Genomic DNA, 16,037 nt, shown 5'->3' with positions numbered 1-16,037 from the left:
GAAATGGCCAGTCCATTTAAAAAGAACTGACCCTGTTATAATTATCATTTTATTTTTACGAGCTGAACTTGTTCAACATCGAATTCGTCTAATTTTTTACTTGGGTCTTTATCGTATTTAATAATACCCATTGTTTTTTCTGTCCCCTTCATTGTAGAAAAATCAGTACCATCTACAATTATAAACGCATCAACGTAGCTCCTTCCATCTCCGATAATTTTATTTCCTTCATAAGTTACCTCTACTTGCTTTCCATCAAGATTGACCTCCTTGTCCTGCTGTTTTGCAAAAAGCACGCCATTCCCCTCTTTCACTTCAGGTAATGATGCTATCGGTTCTGTGTCGGAATCATTTTTAACTTCCTTAAGCAATTCTTTTTCCACAAGTTCTTTTGCGGTTTTTTCATCTAAAATCATGATTTTTTGATCTCCGTCTTCTGCAACCTTAATTGTATATTTATCTTTTTCTTCAATATCTTCATCTTCTTGCTTAAAAGCTTCCTTGATTTGGTTCTGACTCCCAAATAAAATAACCCCATTAGCCTTGGCAAACGTATCCTTAATTGTGTTAATTGCGCTGCATCCCGTTATCAATGATCCTGCAATAACTGCTATGAAACAAACACTTAATAATTTTTTCATTCGTATATACTCCTTTTTCTTATTATTTATATAGAAATCATCCAGCTAAATCGCCGAATGAGGTACCTCTTGATTGTTTAATTGATTTGTCACCTGCTTGCCATCAACCAAAACTCTGACAACAGCTGCAATGATTTCAATGGCTTTTTTCATTCTAACTTCCCCTCCTAAGTAATTAATAACTTGCTGTTGATTTCATTATAGGAGACACATTCATTCCTATCCATCTAACTAGATGACATTTGTCTTACAGTTTTGTAAGGGTATCTTTTTGAACATACATAAGTATAGGTATATGCTTTGCTATATCGAAGGGAGGATATATAAATGATAGACCCAACCTCTTTTCAAAAATAAATAAATGGTTACAATTTTTCTCATCATGTATTCAGTTTTTTGACAATGCATCAATGATTTTTTGTTGAGGCGGGCTTTGAAACAAAATTTCAGTAAAGTCTACTGTTTTACGTAAAATAAAAGAATCCATTTTGAGAAAATGGATTCTTTAGCAAATTAATAGATGTATATATTTTGTGTTAATAGGAATTCGCATATAATTTCAATTAAAGACTCCTGCCTATTCCGCAAAATGTCCCATTTGTGCAATAATGGCGTCAATCCTTATTAAAGATTCGCGCCCTATTCTGTAATAACCTATAATAACTTTTCCATTTTTATATTTGTTTCAACGTATCCTAGTTGTTCATATAAACCCCTTGCCACTTTGTTATGACCAAAGACATGAAGTCGTATCATTTTCACTCCAATCTCTTTGGCTATAATTTCAACCTGCTTCATTGCTTGTTTTCCATAACCTTTGCCTTGATTGTCTTTCCAAATGTTAATATCATAAATAACCCCCTTATTATCATCTTTTTTTGCTAGCCATACCATTCCAACTTTTAGGTCTCCATCAAGAATTGTAAATAAATAATTGTTATCGGTATTCTGCCCGTCAGGAAGTAAACGTTTGTGTTCCTCCGCCGCCCTATTAATTGCTCCTTCTTGCTTCCAATTTCCAGAAGTAATTTGTCCGTTTGCAAAGTTCTCAATTGCATAATCCAGATATCGTTGAAATTCATCTGAACTCATTGTTTTTAATATTACTGTCATCGTTCTTCCCCCATTCTTACCATTATCAGCTATTCCATTAAATGGTCAGATTGCTGTATATACATTATTCTCCATTACTTCTATGGCCTGGCATATTATTTTGCTTTTAAAATGGAATACTTTCGATAGGCTCTATAGTAACTGGTACCAAAGAAAACAGCCATAAGTACAGGAAGAAATCTCAAAAGGGCAAATGGTGTTTCAAATAAAAGTGCCTTCCAAAACAAGGAACCTTTCATATTCCAAAGACCCTCAGTTAAATATAAACCCGAATCCTTATAAATCGAAAAAGAAAAAAACAAACACAGCATACCCAGCCAAAATGAATAACCCATTAATCTCTTATAATAATTACCCGTTGATTGGCGGTCCGAAAAGATTTCGTTTTGACCATCAGCTTCTTTTTGCCAATACTGTCTACCACCCAGCCGGTGCCCATTTATGTGGCTCCAACCAAAATCCTCATAGATCGCTTTGTATTCCTTGAATTTATTCCTTGGTAAATAATCCTGATAATCTAGCCGCATCACATATCTATTGTCCGTTTTTTCAAACGTATATATCCCCAATCCACTAATAGTTGTACAGCGATAGCCCTTTTGCAGCTGCTCGTTCAGCCATTGTTCTTCTTTTTCAATATCAAAAGACAGGTTAAACATCTTCATTTAAATCATCCCCTCCGTACAAAGATAAAATATGCAATAGCCTTTCTTGTTCCATTTTTAAAATGGCGCTTCCTTTCGCAGTTATCCTATAAATTTTTCTCCTGCCAGAATTACCAACAGGTTCAATCCAACCATGTTTATTCAAGTTTTCAATCGCACCGTATAATGTACCTGCCGCTAAAATAACAGTACCATTACTTATTTGTTCTATCTTCTGCATTACCGCATAGCCGTGGAGTGGCTCACGTAAGGCTAATAAAATATAATGCATGGTTTCAGACAACGGCAATAATTTATGTTTCATATTCTCACCCTTTATTCAGTTTGACTATATAGTTTGACTTAATATTAATGTAATACAGTTCAACTGAATAGTCAATAGCTTTTTTACTATCTCGAAGGAACTTGATGTAAAACCTTAATAATCAGGCAAAATTTTAATCCAAAAAAGTCGATTTCCATTAATGCAAGGAAAATCGACTTTTTGTGTTCATCTTATTCAATTAAACGAACCTTTGAACGATATTGGCAAGATTCTAATTAAATAGTCATACCCTTTTGTTTAGGATTGCTTCTCAAACACCCACATTTTTGATATATCCTGATAACCCAAGTTCAGGTATAAGGAATGCCCCATCTGACTGGAAGCGAGTACACTCCTGACAGCGCCTTCCTGTTTGGCATCCATAAGCATTTTTCGGCAAAGTGCTTCAGCCATTCCTTTGCGCCTATGAATTTTTGAGGTAAATACATTATCTAGAAAACATACCGTATTATCCAATAGGAAATAGCTTCCATGAGATACCGGATGCCCATTTTCCTCACCAACGTAATAATGCAGATTTGGATCATCTAATTTTGTAAGATCGATCACAGTCTTATCGAAAAATTGATTGATGCGCCGAGCTTCTTCCTCGGTTTTGACATGCTTTATAATCTTATTTTCTATTTCAAACGTCCAGCTATCCAGATTTAAACTCATAAGGAAATCGGTACTTTTTACGGTATATCCCCACGCATCATAACGATACGGCTTTTCATCAGAAAACACAGTAAGCCAATAGTCTTTTTTGGCGCCTTGTTTATTTATCGTTTCCATAACGGGAGCAGGATTTGCATTATAAACGAAAAACTCATCCGTTCGGCCAGCAACAGTTGTACCAAATGCAAGATGTTTTATTGAATCGTAATCATATATTTGGCTCGCTGGTCGGCGGCTGCAGAAAAACTCACCACGTACAAAAAAATCAACAGCTTTTTTTAACTCTATTTTTCCCCCCATAGAAAATCCTCCAATTCATATGTTCAACATATGCCCCGTTTCAGACGGAACTAAAACGGCAGACCTTGAAAAAGCGAAATGGTTATAACGAATGCAGATAAGGATCCTGCAGACAATAATATTACCATTTTACGCCAATGTATCTCTTTTGAAGGTTTTACAGCCTCACGAGATACCGCAATCCATATCACAGCAGAAACTATAGCAACTATGGCAATAACATCTTTAGACATATTTAATAACCCCTTTGATCAAAGTTTTGTTTAAATTTTATGCGGTGTTAAATCTTAATGTTGATAATGCATAAAAATGATAGGAAACCCCATTTTTGAGTTTCTTCCGTTTTGTTTTACTGACCGTTAACTCAATTAGAAATATTTTTAAGTTATTTATTAAACACACTCTAATTGAGTGAAAATTCTCTTGTGAAAGGTTATCAATTATTTGCTTTATCACATTTGGATCACGTAAGTCCCCATTTTCAAATGTTACAACTTTGATCCATTCCCCCAACTTACGATGTCTGCCTCATAAACGTGATGTTATTGGGCATGGTGTCGAACTTGATGTTATGAATGCTAGTTTTTATTTGGCTATTGCTCCTTATATTTTATAGCCAAGCTTTCCAGCTAATTTCGCCAATCCCCCGAGTACAAGCTTCTGGATAAATCGTGGCGGGCCATCAAGATAACCATCAATACAATCCCATGCTACTCCAAGCCAAAGAGGATTTCGTGGCATTCCGTTTTTGGCTAGTTTGCCTTCACACTCTAATTTGTGCATCAGGACAAACATTTTCCAATGTCGTCCTGGTGGGCGAATTTCGTGGATAGCCACCAAATTTCCTTTGCTTATATTCCAAAATTGATGAACTTGTTCAGGGTGTACGGTTATTTCTTCACCTTCCGAAAGCGTAATTTCCTGTCCATCCACTATAAAACGCATTCTTCCCTCCATAATCCTAAACGTTTCTTTCAAAATTGGATGCGAATGCGGTCCATTAATCGCTCCCTGCTGTGTCATTCGATGCCTTAATGTAATATAATCTCCATCTTCATCCTGCCCCTTTTTTAAAAAAGTTACCGTTCTTCCGTCAGGGTGGACAAGCTCTTTACCAATTTCAATAGTATTTATATCGTTAAATTTCTGCACCATTCTCCCCTTTTCCCCTTTTTGGATTAGTTGAATCCGATATGTGAATGAAGTGCTGCTGAAATTAATCGCATCCACGTTTAGCTGATAAGTTCATTTTTCAACCAAATATAAAGACTCCAACTTTATGTAAGGCATTATTCTATTTAATTTTGACACCAGGGTAATGAAAAATGTTATGATGAAAGTGTTTATAGCATATATATCGGGATAATCTCCAAGGATACTGCTTTATTCGACAAAACGAAATTGGAAAACCGAAAGAATTAGCTCATTCTATTTCAGCAAAAATTTTGTTATAGCTTCAGTAAATTCCTCTGGTCTCTCTTTTTGTGGCCAATGTTTGCACCCTTCCATCAGATAAATCTCTGATCCTTGTATATTTTTATGCGCATCTTTCGCATATCTGACAGGAACACTCGTATCATCAGTACCATGAACGATTAATGTTGGGATTTTTAATTCAGCAAATCTTCCCGCCAAATTCGTACGAAGACCTGTTTTTGTAATTTCACTTCTCTGAAATGAAATGAATGCTTTCCCTGCATCAGGAGCCTTTAAAATCTCGTACACTTCATCTACGAGTTCTTCTGAAAGGTTGTCCGGATTACCAAACAATCTATTTAGAAGCGTCCATTTCACAAACCTCCTGCTTTTCCCAGACCATTTATACGATAATTCATTGAAGAACGACTTTGTATACCAATAGGATAGACGGTGATATGGGAGTATCCTGAATAGGCCCCACGCATCTACCAATATCAAATTGTCCACTTGTAATGGATATTCAAGCGCGAATCCAAAAGATATCCCACCACCTAGTGACAAACCAATCAAACTAGCTTGATCTAAATTTAGTGTAACCATGAATTGTTTCAAAAAATCCATATAAAACGGAAGTGAATATTCTATTTCTGGTTTATCGCTTGCTCCATACCCGGGTAAATCAGGCGCAAATACACGGTGCGTTTCCGATAAAGGTCCTATTACCTCACTCCAGGAGATATCGGCCGAGTCAACACCTGCCCCATGGAGAAGAATAACAGGTAGTCCAGTTTCCCCAGCTGTGTAACATCGAATGTTTATCTTGTTTATATTCAGTTCAAACGAATTTATTTCGCATGAGTTACCTAGCATCTTCTATGATCACTTCCTTTCCATGGCCAATCCCGATAACCCGACCAATGCAAAGTTCAATGAGTACCTTTAGCGTTTTATCTTGGTTGTGCAGCCAAAGCATCACAGCTCCCAATACGGAAGATTGCAGCAAAAAGGATGTTTCTTTCACATTCATTCTCGCAATCTCACCCTTGTCCATACTAGCTTGAAGAATCCTTTGTACCTCATTGTCGATAAGTGAACTTCTTTCCTTCGAGATTGCATGCAACTCCTTGTCCTGTACACCTTCTAAATAAATGCCTATCATACTCATTAAGGAAGCAGCATCACCATTTTTAGTCGACCAGTATGTCAAAAAATTCCGTAGTGTATCTATATTGGTCTCCTTTTTCTGATTCTCTGTGACAACCAGCCTTGTTTGTTCTAAAGCATACTGAAAATAACAGAGTACCAATCCTTCCTGCTGCCCCATTCCAGGATATGAAATGCAGTATCCACGTTACATATTCCAATTATACCTTGAATTGGATGTATAAGGATTTAATTGTGAATTCGTCATGGGGCGTAAGGGCTGTCATAATTTCTCTTTAGAATCACTTGTGAGAAATTGATTCATAATAATAGCTCCCAAGTCTCGCCATTGAGGTCATGACCAAAGCTGTGATGTTTTTCCTCACCAACTAGTTCAAATCCCAACTTCTTATAGGTATGACGAGCCGCCCCAAGCACACTATTAGTCCAAAGTACAAGCTTTTCATAACCATTTCGTCTTGAAAAACGAATACATTCTTCAACAAGACGGGTCCCAAGACCAAGCCCCCGCGCTTTCGGTTCGACAAGAAGCAGTCGTAGTTTCGCAATCTTTTCACTCTCCTGTACAACAAAGACTGATCCGACAATTTCACCATCCATCTCCGCGATCCAACACCGTTCTTTTTTCGGATTGTAGTTATTTACAAAATCCGATACGATTTGTGCAACAAGCGCTTCAAAACGCTCATCCCAATTATATTCCTTGGAGTATAGAACACCGTGACGATGTGTGACCCACCCCATGTCGCCCGGTTCATGAGGGCGTAAAACGTAGGGTTCTGAATATTTAAAGCCTTTACTAAAAACTTCCTCAATGTTTTTCATGGACGTAAAAAGCCGTTGTTGATCCCTTACAGATAGATCATTAAGCATTTCGGTTACTTCATCACGGGAACGGTTATCGAGCAATTCAAAAGCATCTTTGCCCTTGGAAGTAAGACAGAGAAGACGCTGACGACCATCTTTCTCTGCACGAGTTTTCTCCACTAGTCCTTTATCTTCAAGACCCGTTACAATCCTGCTCAGGTATCCTGCATCAAGCCCTAATTCATTCATAAGGTCTGAAGATGTCAAACTTTCATGGTTTGCGAGTTCAAAAATGATACGGGATTCAGCAAGTGAATAGGGACTGTGGAGCAATCCTTCTCTTAGCACGCCAATTTGTCTGGTGAGAAAGCGATTGAAATGACGAATAGCCTTAACTTGATCTTCAAAAGTATTTATTGACATATAAATGCCTCCTTATTTAATTGCTATTATCGTATATTTTGTTGCCAAAGTCAAATAAATTGCAAAAATAGCTATTCCTTGATCTAGTCACTGTGCGCAGTTACTCATTTTTAAATATTGAAATGGCATGATGGTATTTTGAAACATACTCCTTAGAGAATGTTGTTTCACACAATCTCCTGTTTGATATACTGCCATTTAAACCCATCTATTTGCCTTTTTGTTATAGTATCAGTTATAGTCAAATAGTAATAAGATACCCCCTTTTTTAATTAGGGGATTTTATTACTATCAATAATGAAAGGTGTTGGTATTTTATGTTTAAAAATAGCATTGCAGCAGCCCGGGAGGGGTACGCGAAGTAACCAGTGTATAGCCTCCCAAAAGAAGTTTATATGAAATTCAAAAAAACTTCAGGAGGATAAAAAATTGAATTATATTAGTATGGAAAATTTAGGACTTAGCCAACGATTTGTAACTGAGTCTACATTATATAAAGGGCTTTATATTGGAAGAGTTATTTCCCAATACAAAAATATATACAAGGTTGTAACGGATAATGGAGACCTAACTGCGGAAATATCTGGTAAATTCCGTTTTGTGGTAAAAACTGTTTGCGACTACCCCGCAGTAGGTGATTTCGTTATGGTTGATCGAACTGAAGACAGTCGTGGAAATGCAATCATCCATAACGTACTCACAAGGAAAAGCGCATTTATCAGAAAGGCAGCGGGTAAATCAAATGAAGAACAAATTGTGGCTGCAAATATTGATACTGTGTTTATCTGTATGTCTTTAAATAATGATTTTAACATTCGCAGAATAGAACGCTACCTTGGAATTACCTGGGGAAGTGGAGCGACACCCGTTATCGTACTTACTAAATCGGACTTATGCCATGATCTATCTCAAAAGCTAATAGAAATTGAAACTGTTTCTATGGGAGTGGATGTAATAGTTACCTCAAGTATAAGCGAGGACGGTTCCTTACCCGTTAAAAATTACCTTGGAAGTGGAAAAACGATTGCATTTATAGGATCCTCAGGTGTTGGGAAGTCTACCTTGATTAATAAAATGATTGGTGAAAATATTCTTGAAACGAATGGAATACGAAATGACGATAAAGGTAGGCATACGACAACCAGAAGAGAGATGTTTGTTATTCCCAATGGCGGTGTTGTTATTGATACACCTGGAATGAGAGAACTTGGAATAGAAAGTGCTGATTTATCTAGAACCTTTACTGACATCGATGGGCTGGCAGCTAAGTGTAAATTTAACGACTGTACTCATACAAGTGAGCCAAAATGCGCTGTGAATGAGGCCATAAGTACCGGCTTGCTTCCACGGGATAGGTTTGAAAGCTATTTAAAACTTAAAAAAGAAGCTAAATATGATGGATTAACTTCTAGGCAAATCGAGAATGAAAAGCTTAATGAAATCTTCAAAGAATTTGGCGGCATGAAGAGTGGACGAAAAGCGATGAAAGAGAAAAAGAAATTAAACCGAAAATTTCACCACACTAAATAAATCCAATGGGGGTTTCATCATGCGAAGTAATAAAATACTGGAACAAGTCAGTAAAATAGAGGATATGGAAATTCAATTAACTGCTTTCAATTCCAAAAGAGCTTTATCAAGCATTGACAAACAATTAGAAGTAAAGAAAATCGGGGACTGCCGGTTAATTTACGAGCCAAATAGCCCATCCTCTATTTATTACAATAGAGTAAAGGGATTTGGGTTGAAGGATATAGATAAACTAGAACAAATATTGGATATCTATACAGAACAAAACATTAATCCATGCTTTGACACGACACCAAATAATATAAATGAGGAAGTGGCAATGGCCTTAGTAAATCATGGTTATAAAGTCGCAAAGCAAGTGGCATTTATGCAGTTAATTCCCAGATCATATGAAGATTTTATAACGGAAATGGATATCGTCGAAGTAACAGAAGAAAATGCCGAACAATTTATTAACATAGTAATAGAATCCAATGACGGCATGGATATTGATGCATCTGTAATAGAAAGAAAAGCACCCTATTTTTATAAACCTAATTTTTGTAATGTTATTTCCTATATTAAAGAAAAAGTTGCAAGTATGGGATCACTTTTTATCGAGGGCAATGAAGGATACATTGCTAATGATTATACTTTCGAGGATTTTAGGGGAATGGGAAGTCAAAAGGCTTTATTAATGTACAGAATTAATAAAGCTAAAGAACTAGGATTAGAAAAATTATATACAGATGTAGAGTTTGGTTCTATCAGCCACAATAATATGCAAAAGCTTGGTTTCGAAACTGTATACATTAATTCATACTGGATGAAATTGAAATAGAAAAATTGTAAATATTTCTAAAAAGAAAATTTAAAGGTAGGTCGGACAGATTATATTCTTGTATTATACAAAAATGCTTTATACTTATAAAAATATTAAAATGTTTAATCTACACCCTTAAACTCAATCTAAAGCATTTACAAAAATGCATAAACTAGAATGTAATGTGTAAAGTATTACCAAATCAAACAATGAAAACTCCCCGCCAGGTAAAGAAAACTGAAGAAATGGGAAAGTTCCCACTTCTTCAGTTTCTAAGCCTTAATTTCTGACCATCAATCTCGTATACAACATCCGCAACCCGCCCAATAAACGTTTGGTCGTGTGAGATAATTAGAACAGTTCCATCATATCCTTCCAGAAATTGTTCCAATGCTTCAATGCAGAAAACATCCAAAAAATTGGTTGGTTCGTCCAAAATTAATACATTGAATCTTCCCAAGAAAAGGTGACAGAGGACCACCCGAATTGCTTCCCCTCCACTTAAATGGCGGACATTCTTTTTTAACTCATTGCCTGTAATACCCATAGCATGCAGGGAAGATCGAATCCTGCCTTCATCATAGTCACTTCTAGCTTTCATATAGGCGAGAACCGTCTCATCTTTGTAGAATTGATAATCCATCTGTTCATACACTCCAAATACTACTTTCGGGGAAATCGTAAGTCCCTTGCCGTCCTGTATTATATGATGAAGTAACGTTGTTTTTCCCGAACCATTATCTCCTGTTATGGCAATGGTACGCCCCAACGGAAACTGAAAGCTGACTTCTTTGAGAAGCAACTTATCACCACAAGTGAGCGTCAATCGATCCGCCATAATTGGAAATTTATTATGCATCTGAAGTGACTGTGGCTGGTGAAAACGAATCATGCTTTCTGTTATTGGGGCTTCCACCACATCCATTTGTTCCACCCTCTGCTCAAGTGCTTTCGCAGCTCTTTGGATTCCTTTTTGGCTCGTATCTTTTGACTTTGTCATAAACATTTTATTTGCCTTTGCTTTAACCTCTTTTTTCGAAACACGTTTACTTACTTGTGTAACCTTTTCAGCCTTTTTCATTTTTGCCTCCGCTGCCTGCATTAGTCGTGACTTCTCTTTTACATACTTTTCATACTGTTCATGCTGCTGCTTTTTAGAAAGTTCCTTTTGCGCTACATAATCGGAATAGTTACCTGTATATTCCGTCACACTTCCGCCTTCTATTTCCCAAATTTTCGTTACCAGGTGATCCAATACATACCGGTCGTGACTAACAAGAACAAGTGCCCCATAGTAATAAGTTAGTTCATCCAATAAGAATTTTATCCCTTTTTCATCAAGATGAGTAGTTGGTTCATCAATCAGCATACCTTCATGATAATTTGAAAAAAGATCCGCAAGCTTCAGCCTTGTCAACTCACCACCACTAAAGTTTTGGATGGCTGTTTTTGGAATGGATAGTTTACCCATTACCCCATAATTAACATCTTTATCATCCGCTTCTGCTAATTGATCAAAATAGGCAAATTCAATAAATCGTTTCATGTTCCCTTTATCAGGAGTTATTTGACCCGAAATCAGTTTTAGGAGCGTACTTTTTCCTGCTCCATTTTTCCCAACAATACCGATGCGATCAAATTGGTGTATCGCAAGTCGAGGGATATTTAATACTAATTTATCTAAAAAAGAAAGTTCAATATTCTCTAACTCAATGCATACGTTTTCCATTACTTTAAACCTCCTTTCGGATGCCTATTGACTCCAACTAAAATATCGATATCAACTGTTATGTTAGAAGAACTTTGATTCATAAATGTATCTATTTTTTCTTTACTAGCGTTCCAGGCAAGTGGAGACATTTGAACCAGATTTAATAACTCTGTTTGGTTTAATTCCTTGGAATAGCTTAGTTTGGAATATTCCACTAGTTCAAAGTGTTGTTTGAAAAGAGATACTGTATCATCGTTGTCATAATTCTTCTTATTATTATTCATGAAAAGTACATCCTGTAGTTCCTTTAGATAATTAGCATTAGGAACAACTTTAACCACGATACCTGCAGGGGCCAAGATTCTTTTAAACTCCATATAATTTGCCGGAGACAGGATATTCAAAATAATGTGGCCAGATTGATCAGCAAATGGTGTATTTACTAAATCTCCGACAATCCAGATGGAATTTTTATATTTTTTGGCTGCCAATATAATGCCTTCCTTTGAAATATCTAACCCAATGCCTGTTATCGCATCATTGCATTTATCCAAAATCTTTTGTAAATGAGAACCCTCACCACAACCGAGATCAAGCATGACAGGTTGATTATTGGATACATCCGAATGCATCTTGATAATCCCTGAAATCTTGTGATGCAGCAATGGGTATAATTCACCCCCCGTAATTATTTTTTGTCTTGCTTCAAATAACTTTTTTTCGTAATGACCATTTGAATGACGAATCATCATATTTATATAGCCCCATTTGGCAAAATCAAAGGTATGATTGTTAAGACAAATAATGCTTTTTAAAGCATTAACTTTCATTGGACTATGACAAAGTGGACACCTAAATACATGAATATTTTTTCTTACTATTTCAGCACTTTTTTCTTGATTGGTCATTGTTTCCCACTTCCTTTCAATAATAATAAAAAATCACAAGCATCTGCCTGTGATCTGAGAGTAAAAGGAAAGGACCAATCTTTATTTCATTAGGGAGCATTTGTAGCCATCAATGAATAAACCCGAAAGGTTAGGTAAATTAGACAAAAATAAAGAAAGGCAGAAACAGCTGCCTTTCAATACATTATTTTATAATCCCCCATATCAGTAAGCATTAACTAAAAATTCATATAGCGGGCAAACGGATAATTATAGGACAAATAAATGAAGGTTATTAAAAAAGAACAGACCAATCCCGTTTACTCTGTTTCCACAAACAGAGCCTTTGACAGTATTCAATTACTGGTTCAAAGTTGGGAATCGTAGTCTCATTGCATGTGTCATTTTTTAATAATTCTCCTCATAACGTTTTTTATATTCAACTTGAATTATAAACGACATGCCATTAAAAGTCAAAACCATATTGCTGGTGATGATAAAAACAATGGTGTCTAACTTAGATCGGTATAGAGGTTACGAATATACCACCATTCAGATCGACATATCCCATGTTTAAAGGTGACCCGGACGCATTCCCCTATAACTCAGGGAAAGATTGAAAGACCTAAAATAACATTTACCTCGAGCTTTTCTCTTTTGTATGCACTTGTAATGATGGTTTCACTATCAGACGCGATAACATGTGGGGGTTTGTTTTTCATATAATTTGTAATCGCCTTCACGTTTTCCGATGATATAGTAATCAGGCTTTTTTGTGCGTACGGCTTCGCGAAGTTTTCAAAAGTGGGGATAGTAGTATTTATCCTTTTTTCAAAAAAAACCCCATCTGTACGAGTTGTCGACTTCTATTTGTAAGGTACGCTTATATACGAAGTAGCGATTTGCCATTCAATATTTTGATATTCCCTAAACCTAATGAATTTTCGGATTGAGTCGATCGTTCGTTTTTTTTCTCTTTGTTGAATCCTTCAACGTATAAGCACACCTTTGAAGTATAAACAAAAGGTAAGGTAAATAGACAAAAATAAAGAAAGGCAAAACAAACCACCTTTCCACACATCCGCCCCCTTCTTTGGTTTGCTTAACTAACCCACCTATTAGCATATTAAGTCATTACACAAATTTGTACATAATAATATCATCAATATATTCACCATCATTTAACTTGAATTCTTTAATTTTACGACCTTCTTCTAAAAACCCATCTTCTTGTATAGGGAAATTGCTCTCTGATTTGTTGAAAAAACTCCTAAACATACTTTTTCTATTAAAGGGTTCTTTTCTGCCCAGACTAATAATGCCTTTAAAAGTGCTTTCCCAATTCCCATGCCTCTATAACTTTTACTTATGGACACGGGGCCCATTAGCAGAAAAAGGGAGATACAAAGACACCCTAGTTAAGCAAAGTTACACAGGCAACTTCCACTGCACTGAGCTAAATTCCATTTTCATACCTAATTTTTCAAAAACCCGAGCTGCATTAGTGGTGTTAGCGTCGTCAACTTCCAGGGTCACTTTGATGTCATTATGATTCTTTAATCTAAATGATGCCTCAACCATACATTAGGTTCGATGTAACTCCCTACATTAGCCGGTTTATCGATTTCCAATGGTACTAATCCCCCATTTATAATATAGCTTCCGGAAGAAGGAAACTTCATACCTGTCCACCCTTCCCATTCTTTAACTGAAGCCGGAATAACCATAGATTCTTCTGCCACTTTTATGATTGAAGCACCCGTCTTTACATGTGTTCGAATCCAAGAATCAAAAGGCATATTATCTTCTCGCTCCCAATTTATATATTCTTCCATAGGTATAAGTGGATACATTTCTTTTAGCGAAGGTCGAACTGGAGCTACCATATTCTTTAAATTATTTTTAATAGCCAAGCCTTTCATTTCCTTTACCATAATCTCACTTAAACCTTTACCTCTAAATTCCGGATGAATGACAATGGATAACGCCGACAGGGAATTAGATTGTATATTATTTCGAAAATCTAATATTCCTTTTTCAAAAACATTATCCCATCCTGCAGGTAAACTATCTTCATTACCATCCCAATAAAAAGGAATTGAATTACCACAAGCCATAGGCTTAAATTCTTCATTCAATAAAATATATTGGAACTCAGGAAAATAAGAAAGTAATTCACTCCAATATTTTACCGCTATTGGATCCTCCCTCATAAAGTTTATCCATCCGATATTATGCAATTTATTTATTTCATCTTTCAAATCTGGTCGTGCTTCTAATGTTACCAAAGCATATTTTCCATCCATATATAACAACCTTTCCAAACTTATCCCCTTTTAAAAAACCGGACCTTTTAAAGAAAAATTCGGCACAAACCGTTTTCAATTCTCGCTCCCTATCGCAAAAGAGTTAAAATACGATAACGTAAATAGATTTAATTCACTTATGCTTAAACAAATCCTCTCTAGTTCATATGGGTTTTCTTTTCTATATTCTTTATAGTTGCTCCTTTTTTTGTATATTTATCCATTGTATATCTATTCATGATAAATACTTAATACACGGTTGATAAAATCCGTTTTAGCTTCTGTATATGCTTCTCTATCATTTCTAAATTTTTTTGCTAGTTCATTTTTTACTACTGTATATTCATCAACTAAATATGGGTTTGCTCTTAATATATTACGAAATCTCAGTCGCTCTTCCCAGCGCTTTTCTCCTATTTTCACAAGATGTAAATGCGCGAACCTTTTATCATTCTTTACTTTTACAAAAAATCTTCTCCATGGTTGCATATCTAACTCAGGTGATACATAATGCCAACCGTCAGTTGTCAATACGTCCCTAATTTTCTTCAGTTGATTCATGGACGAAATAGATGCCATTAAATCAATGATCGGTTTAGCTGGTAAATGGGGAATAGATGTACTACCTATATGCTCAACTTCTTTGATACCAAAAGGGGACAGTAATTTGTAAAGGGTTTCTCTCTCCTTAGCACCTTTATCTAACCACTTAGGATTGTTCTTTTGTATTTCTACCGCCTCTATTGCCCAAACAGGAACGTTCGCGCTTTCATGTCTATTTTTCACTTATCTCATCCTTTTTAACTCAAAATATACTAATACCTGCCTACAATCATTTGTATCATAAAATCACCCTACTTCATTTTCTTAAAAACATACTTATCTGAAACAAACGCAGTTTAGAAAAACTACAATTACTTGATACAGCATGCTATCTACCTTTCCGCACTACTACTTTAACAAGTAATTCTAAACTTCATCTGAAACATTTCTAAAAAATGTATAAACTTTTAAAAACTGACCCTTTAGCATCTTAACAATGATCTTAAATCTTTGTTAATTCTAATGTGTTATTGCATTAATTGAATCCTTGCAGTAGGATACACTATTCAAATAGTGAAGTCATTCTTGATAAAATAATATTTGCTTCGTAATAGTGGAACATATTTACCCGCTACACCATTTTATTTCTAATCCCATATTATCAATGTGTTTTTTTGTTTGGGTTACAAGAATCACCCATTCAACACATTGACAACATCCAATACCAAACCCGCCAAAATATTA

The 16,037-nt window shown here is 35.8% G+C and carries 17 protein-coding genes and 1 pseudogene; 2 read left to right on the top strand and 16 right to left on the bottom strand.

The window, feature by feature from the left end:
* Window positions 1–44 precede the first annotated feature (44 nt).
* The 10 genes from IEV74_RS12565 to IEV74_RS12520 all read right to left on the bottom strand — a co-directional run bounded on the left by IEV74_RS12565 (window position 45) and on the right by IEV74_RS12520 (window position 7,514).
* The gene (locus IEV74_RS12565; RefSeq protein WP_188455716.1) at window positions 45–641 is read right to left on the bottom strand and encodes a lipoprotein BA_5634 family protein; all 597 of its coding nucleotides are present in this window, start codon (window positions 639–641) and stop codon (window positions 45–47) included.
* Window positions 642–1,295: 654 nt separating this feature from the next.
* A complete protein-coding gene (locus tag IEV74_RS12560; protein ID WP_188455715.1) occupies window positions 1,296–1,754 on the bottom strand; it encodes a GNAT family N-acetyltransferase in 459 nt (152 codons plus the stop codon).
* Between the two features lie 95 nt (window positions 1,755–1,849).
* Window positions 1,850–2,419 (bottom strand): DUF2812 domain-containing protein, encoded by a 570-nt coding sequence (locus IEV74_RS12555; protein WP_188455714.1) that lies wholly within the window; start codon window positions 2,417–2,419, stop codon window positions 1,850–1,852.
* Window positions 2,406–2,723, bottom strand: a complete 318-nt coding sequence (locus IEV74_RS12550; RefSeq protein ID WP_188455713.1) for a PadR family transcriptional regulator — start codon at window positions 2,721–2,723, stop codon at window positions 2,406–2,408. The genes IEV74_RS12555 and IEV74_RS12550 overlap by 14 nt, the downstream gene beginning before the upstream one ends.
* Before the next feature lie 258 nt (window positions 2,724–2,981).
* The gene (locus IEV74_RS12545; protein ID WP_188455712.1) at window positions 2,982–3,701 is read right to left on the bottom strand and encodes a GNAT family N-acetyltransferase; all 720 of its coding nucleotides are present in this window, start codon (window positions 3,699–3,701) and stop codon (window positions 2,982–2,984) included.
* 50 nt (window positions 3,702–3,751) lie between these two features.
* On the bottom strand, window positions 3,752–3,934 hold the full coding sequence (locus IEV74_RS12540) for a hypothetical protein (RefSeq protein ID WP_188455711.1): 183 nt from the start codon (window positions 3,932–3,934) through the stop codon (window positions 3,752–3,754).
* 370 nt (window positions 3,935–4,304) lie between these two features.
* Window positions 4,305–4,856 (bottom strand): cupin domain-containing protein, encoded by a 552-nt coding sequence (locus IEV74_RS12535; protein ID WP_188455710.1) that lies wholly within the window; start codon window positions 4,854–4,856, stop codon window positions 4,305–4,307.
* 273 nt (window positions 4,857–5,129) lie between these two features.
* On the bottom strand, window positions 5,130–5,990 hold the full coding sequence (locus IEV74_RS12530; protein ID WP_188455709.1) for an alpha/beta fold hydrolase: 861 nt from the start codon (window positions 5,988–5,990) through the stop codon (window positions 5,130–5,132).
* Window positions 5,980–6,444, bottom strand: a complete 465-nt coding sequence (locus IEV74_RS12525) for a hypothetical protein (protein WP_188455708.1) — start codon at window positions 6,442–6,444, stop codon at window positions 5,980–5,982. Before IEV74_RS12525 ends, IEV74_RS12530 begins: the two co-directional genes overlap by 11 nt.
* Before the next feature lie 140 nt (window positions 6,445–6,584).
* Complete coding sequence (locus IEV74_RS12520) at window positions 6,585–7,514, bottom strand: bifunctional helix-turn-helix transcriptional regulator/GNAT family N-acetyltransferase (protein WP_188455707.1); 930 nt, start codon at window positions 7,512–7,514, stop codon at window positions 6,585–6,587.
* Window positions 7,515–7,943: 429 nt separating this feature from the next.
* Here IEV74_RS12520 and rsgA point away from each other — a divergent pair, with 429 nt between their 5' ends.
* Together rsgA and IEV74_RS12510 are read left to right on the top strand one after the other, a co-directional pair.
* A complete protein-coding gene (gene rsgA / locus IEV74_RS12515) occupies window positions 7,944–9,044 on the top strand; it encodes a ribosome small subunit-dependent GTPase A (RefSeq protein WP_188455706.1) in 1,101 nt (366 codons plus the stop codon).
* Between the two features lie 19 nt (window positions 9,045–9,063).
* A complete protein-coding gene (locus IEV74_RS12510) occupies window positions 9,064–9,864 on the top strand; it encodes a GNAT family N-acetyltransferase (protein ID WP_188455705.1) in 801 nt (266 codons plus the stop codon).
* A gap of 247 nt (window positions 9,865–10,111) precedes the next feature.
* Here IEV74_RS12510 and IEV74_RS12505 read toward each other — a convergent pair whose 3' ends face one another.
* The 6 genes and pseudogenes from IEV74_RS12505 to IEV74_RS12480 all read right to left on the bottom strand — a co-directional run bounded on the left by IEV74_RS12505 (window position 10,112) and on the right by IEV74_RS12480 (window position 15,536).
* The gene (locus tag IEV74_RS12505) at window positions 10,112–11,575 is read right to left on the bottom strand and encodes an Msr family ABC-F type ribosomal protection protein (RefSeq protein ID WP_188455704.1); all 1,464 of its coding nucleotides are present in this window, start codon (window positions 11,573–11,575) and stop codon (window positions 10,112–10,114) included.
* Window positions 11,575–12,465, bottom strand: coding sequence for a putative RNA methyltransferase (locus IEV74_RS12500; RefSeq protein WP_188455703.1), 891 nt, complete (start codon window positions 12,463–12,465; stop codon window positions 11,575–11,577). The genes IEV74_RS12505 and IEV74_RS12500 overlap by 1 nt, the downstream gene beginning before the upstream one ends.
* A 339-nt stretch (window positions 12,466–12,804) precedes the next feature.
* Window positions 12,805–12,849 (bottom strand): erythromycin resistance leader peptide, encoded by a 45-nt coding sequence (locus IEV74_RS20025; RefSeq protein WP_142301762.1) that lies wholly within the window; start codon window positions 12,847–12,849, stop codon window positions 12,805–12,807.
* A 729-nt stretch (window positions 12,850–13,578) separates the two neighbouring features.
* Window positions 13,579–13,820: pseudogene (locus IEV74_RS12490) on the bottom strand (GNAT family N-acetyltransferase); the annotation flags it as partial.
* Window positions 13,821–14,000: 180 nt separating this feature from the next.
* On the bottom strand, window positions 14,001–14,768 hold the full coding sequence (locus IEV74_RS12485; protein WP_229683170.1) for a GNAT family protein: 768 nt from the start codon (window positions 14,766–14,768) through the stop codon (window positions 14,001–14,003).
* A 213-nt stretch (window positions 14,769–14,981) separates the two neighbouring features.
* Window positions 14,982–15,536: a GrpB family protein gene (locus IEV74_RS12480; RefSeq protein ID WP_188455702.1), complete on the bottom strand. Its 555-nt coding sequence runs from the start codon at window positions 15,534–15,536 to the stop codon at window positions 14,982–14,984.
* Window positions 15,537–16,037 lie beyond the last annotated feature (501 nt).

It is taken from the genome of Virgibacillus oceani, assembly GCF_014638995.1.
Lineage (GTDB): Bacteria > Bacillota > Bacilli > Bacillales > Amphibacillaceae > Virgibacillus_E > Virgibacillus_E oceani.
This window is presented reverse-complemented; position numbering and strand designations above follow the sequence as displayed.

Excerpts from the sequence above, each read along its gene's own strand:
- IEV74_RS12510 (WP_188455705.1), top strand. The coding sequence starts at position 9,064 with ATGCGAAGTAATAAAATACTGGAACAAGTCAGTAAAATAGAGGATATG.
- IEV74_RS12535 (WP_188455710.1), bottom strand. The coding sequence starts at position 4,856 with ATGGTGCAGAAATTTAACGATATAAATACTATTGAAATTGGTAAAGAG.
- IEV74_RS12520 (WP_188455707.1), bottom strand. The coding sequence starts at position 7,514 with ATGTCAATAAATACTTTTGAAGATCAAGTTAAGGCTATTCGTCATTTC.
- IEV74_RS12545 (WP_188455712.1), bottom strand. The coding sequence starts at position 3,701 with ATGGGGGGAAAAATAGAGTTAAAAAAAGCTGTTGATTTTTTTGTACGT.
- IEV74_RS12550 (WP_188455713.1), bottom strand. The coding sequence starts at position 2,723 with ATGAAACATAAATTATTGCCGTTGTCTGAAACCATGCATTATATTTTA.
- IEV74_RS12560 (WP_188455715.1), bottom strand. The coding sequence starts at position 1,754 with ATGACAGTAATATTAAAAACAATGAGTTCAGATGAATTTCAACGATAT.
- IEV74_RS12500 (WP_188455703.1), bottom strand. The coding sequence starts at position 12,465 with ATGACCAATCAAGAAAAAAGTGCTGAAATAGTAAGAAAAAATATTCAT.
- IEV74_RS12525 (WP_188455708.1), bottom strand. The coding sequence starts at position 6,444 with ATGGGGCAGCAGGAAGGATTGGTACTCTGTTATTTTCAGTATGCTTTA.
- IEV74_RS12555 (WP_188455714.1), bottom strand. The coding sequence starts at position 2,419 with ATGAAGATGTTTAACCTGTCTTTTGATATTGAAAAAGAAGAACAATGG.
- IEV74_RS12530 (WP_188455709.1), bottom strand. The coding sequence starts at position 5,990 with ATGCTAGGTAACTCATGCGAAATAAATTCGTTTGAACTGAATATAAAC.
- IEV74_RS12505 (WP_188455704.1), bottom strand. The coding sequence starts at position 11,575 with ATGGAAAACGTATGCATTGAGTTAGAGAATATTGAACTTTCTTTTTTA.
- IEV74_RS12565 (WP_188455716.1), bottom strand. The coding sequence starts at position 641 with ATGAAAAAATTATTAAGTGTTTGTTTCATAGCAGTTATTGCAGGATCA.
- IEV74_RS12540 (WP_188455711.1), bottom strand. The coding sequence starts at position 3,934 with ATGTCTAAAGATGTTATTGCCATAGTTGCTATAGTTTCTGCTGTGATA.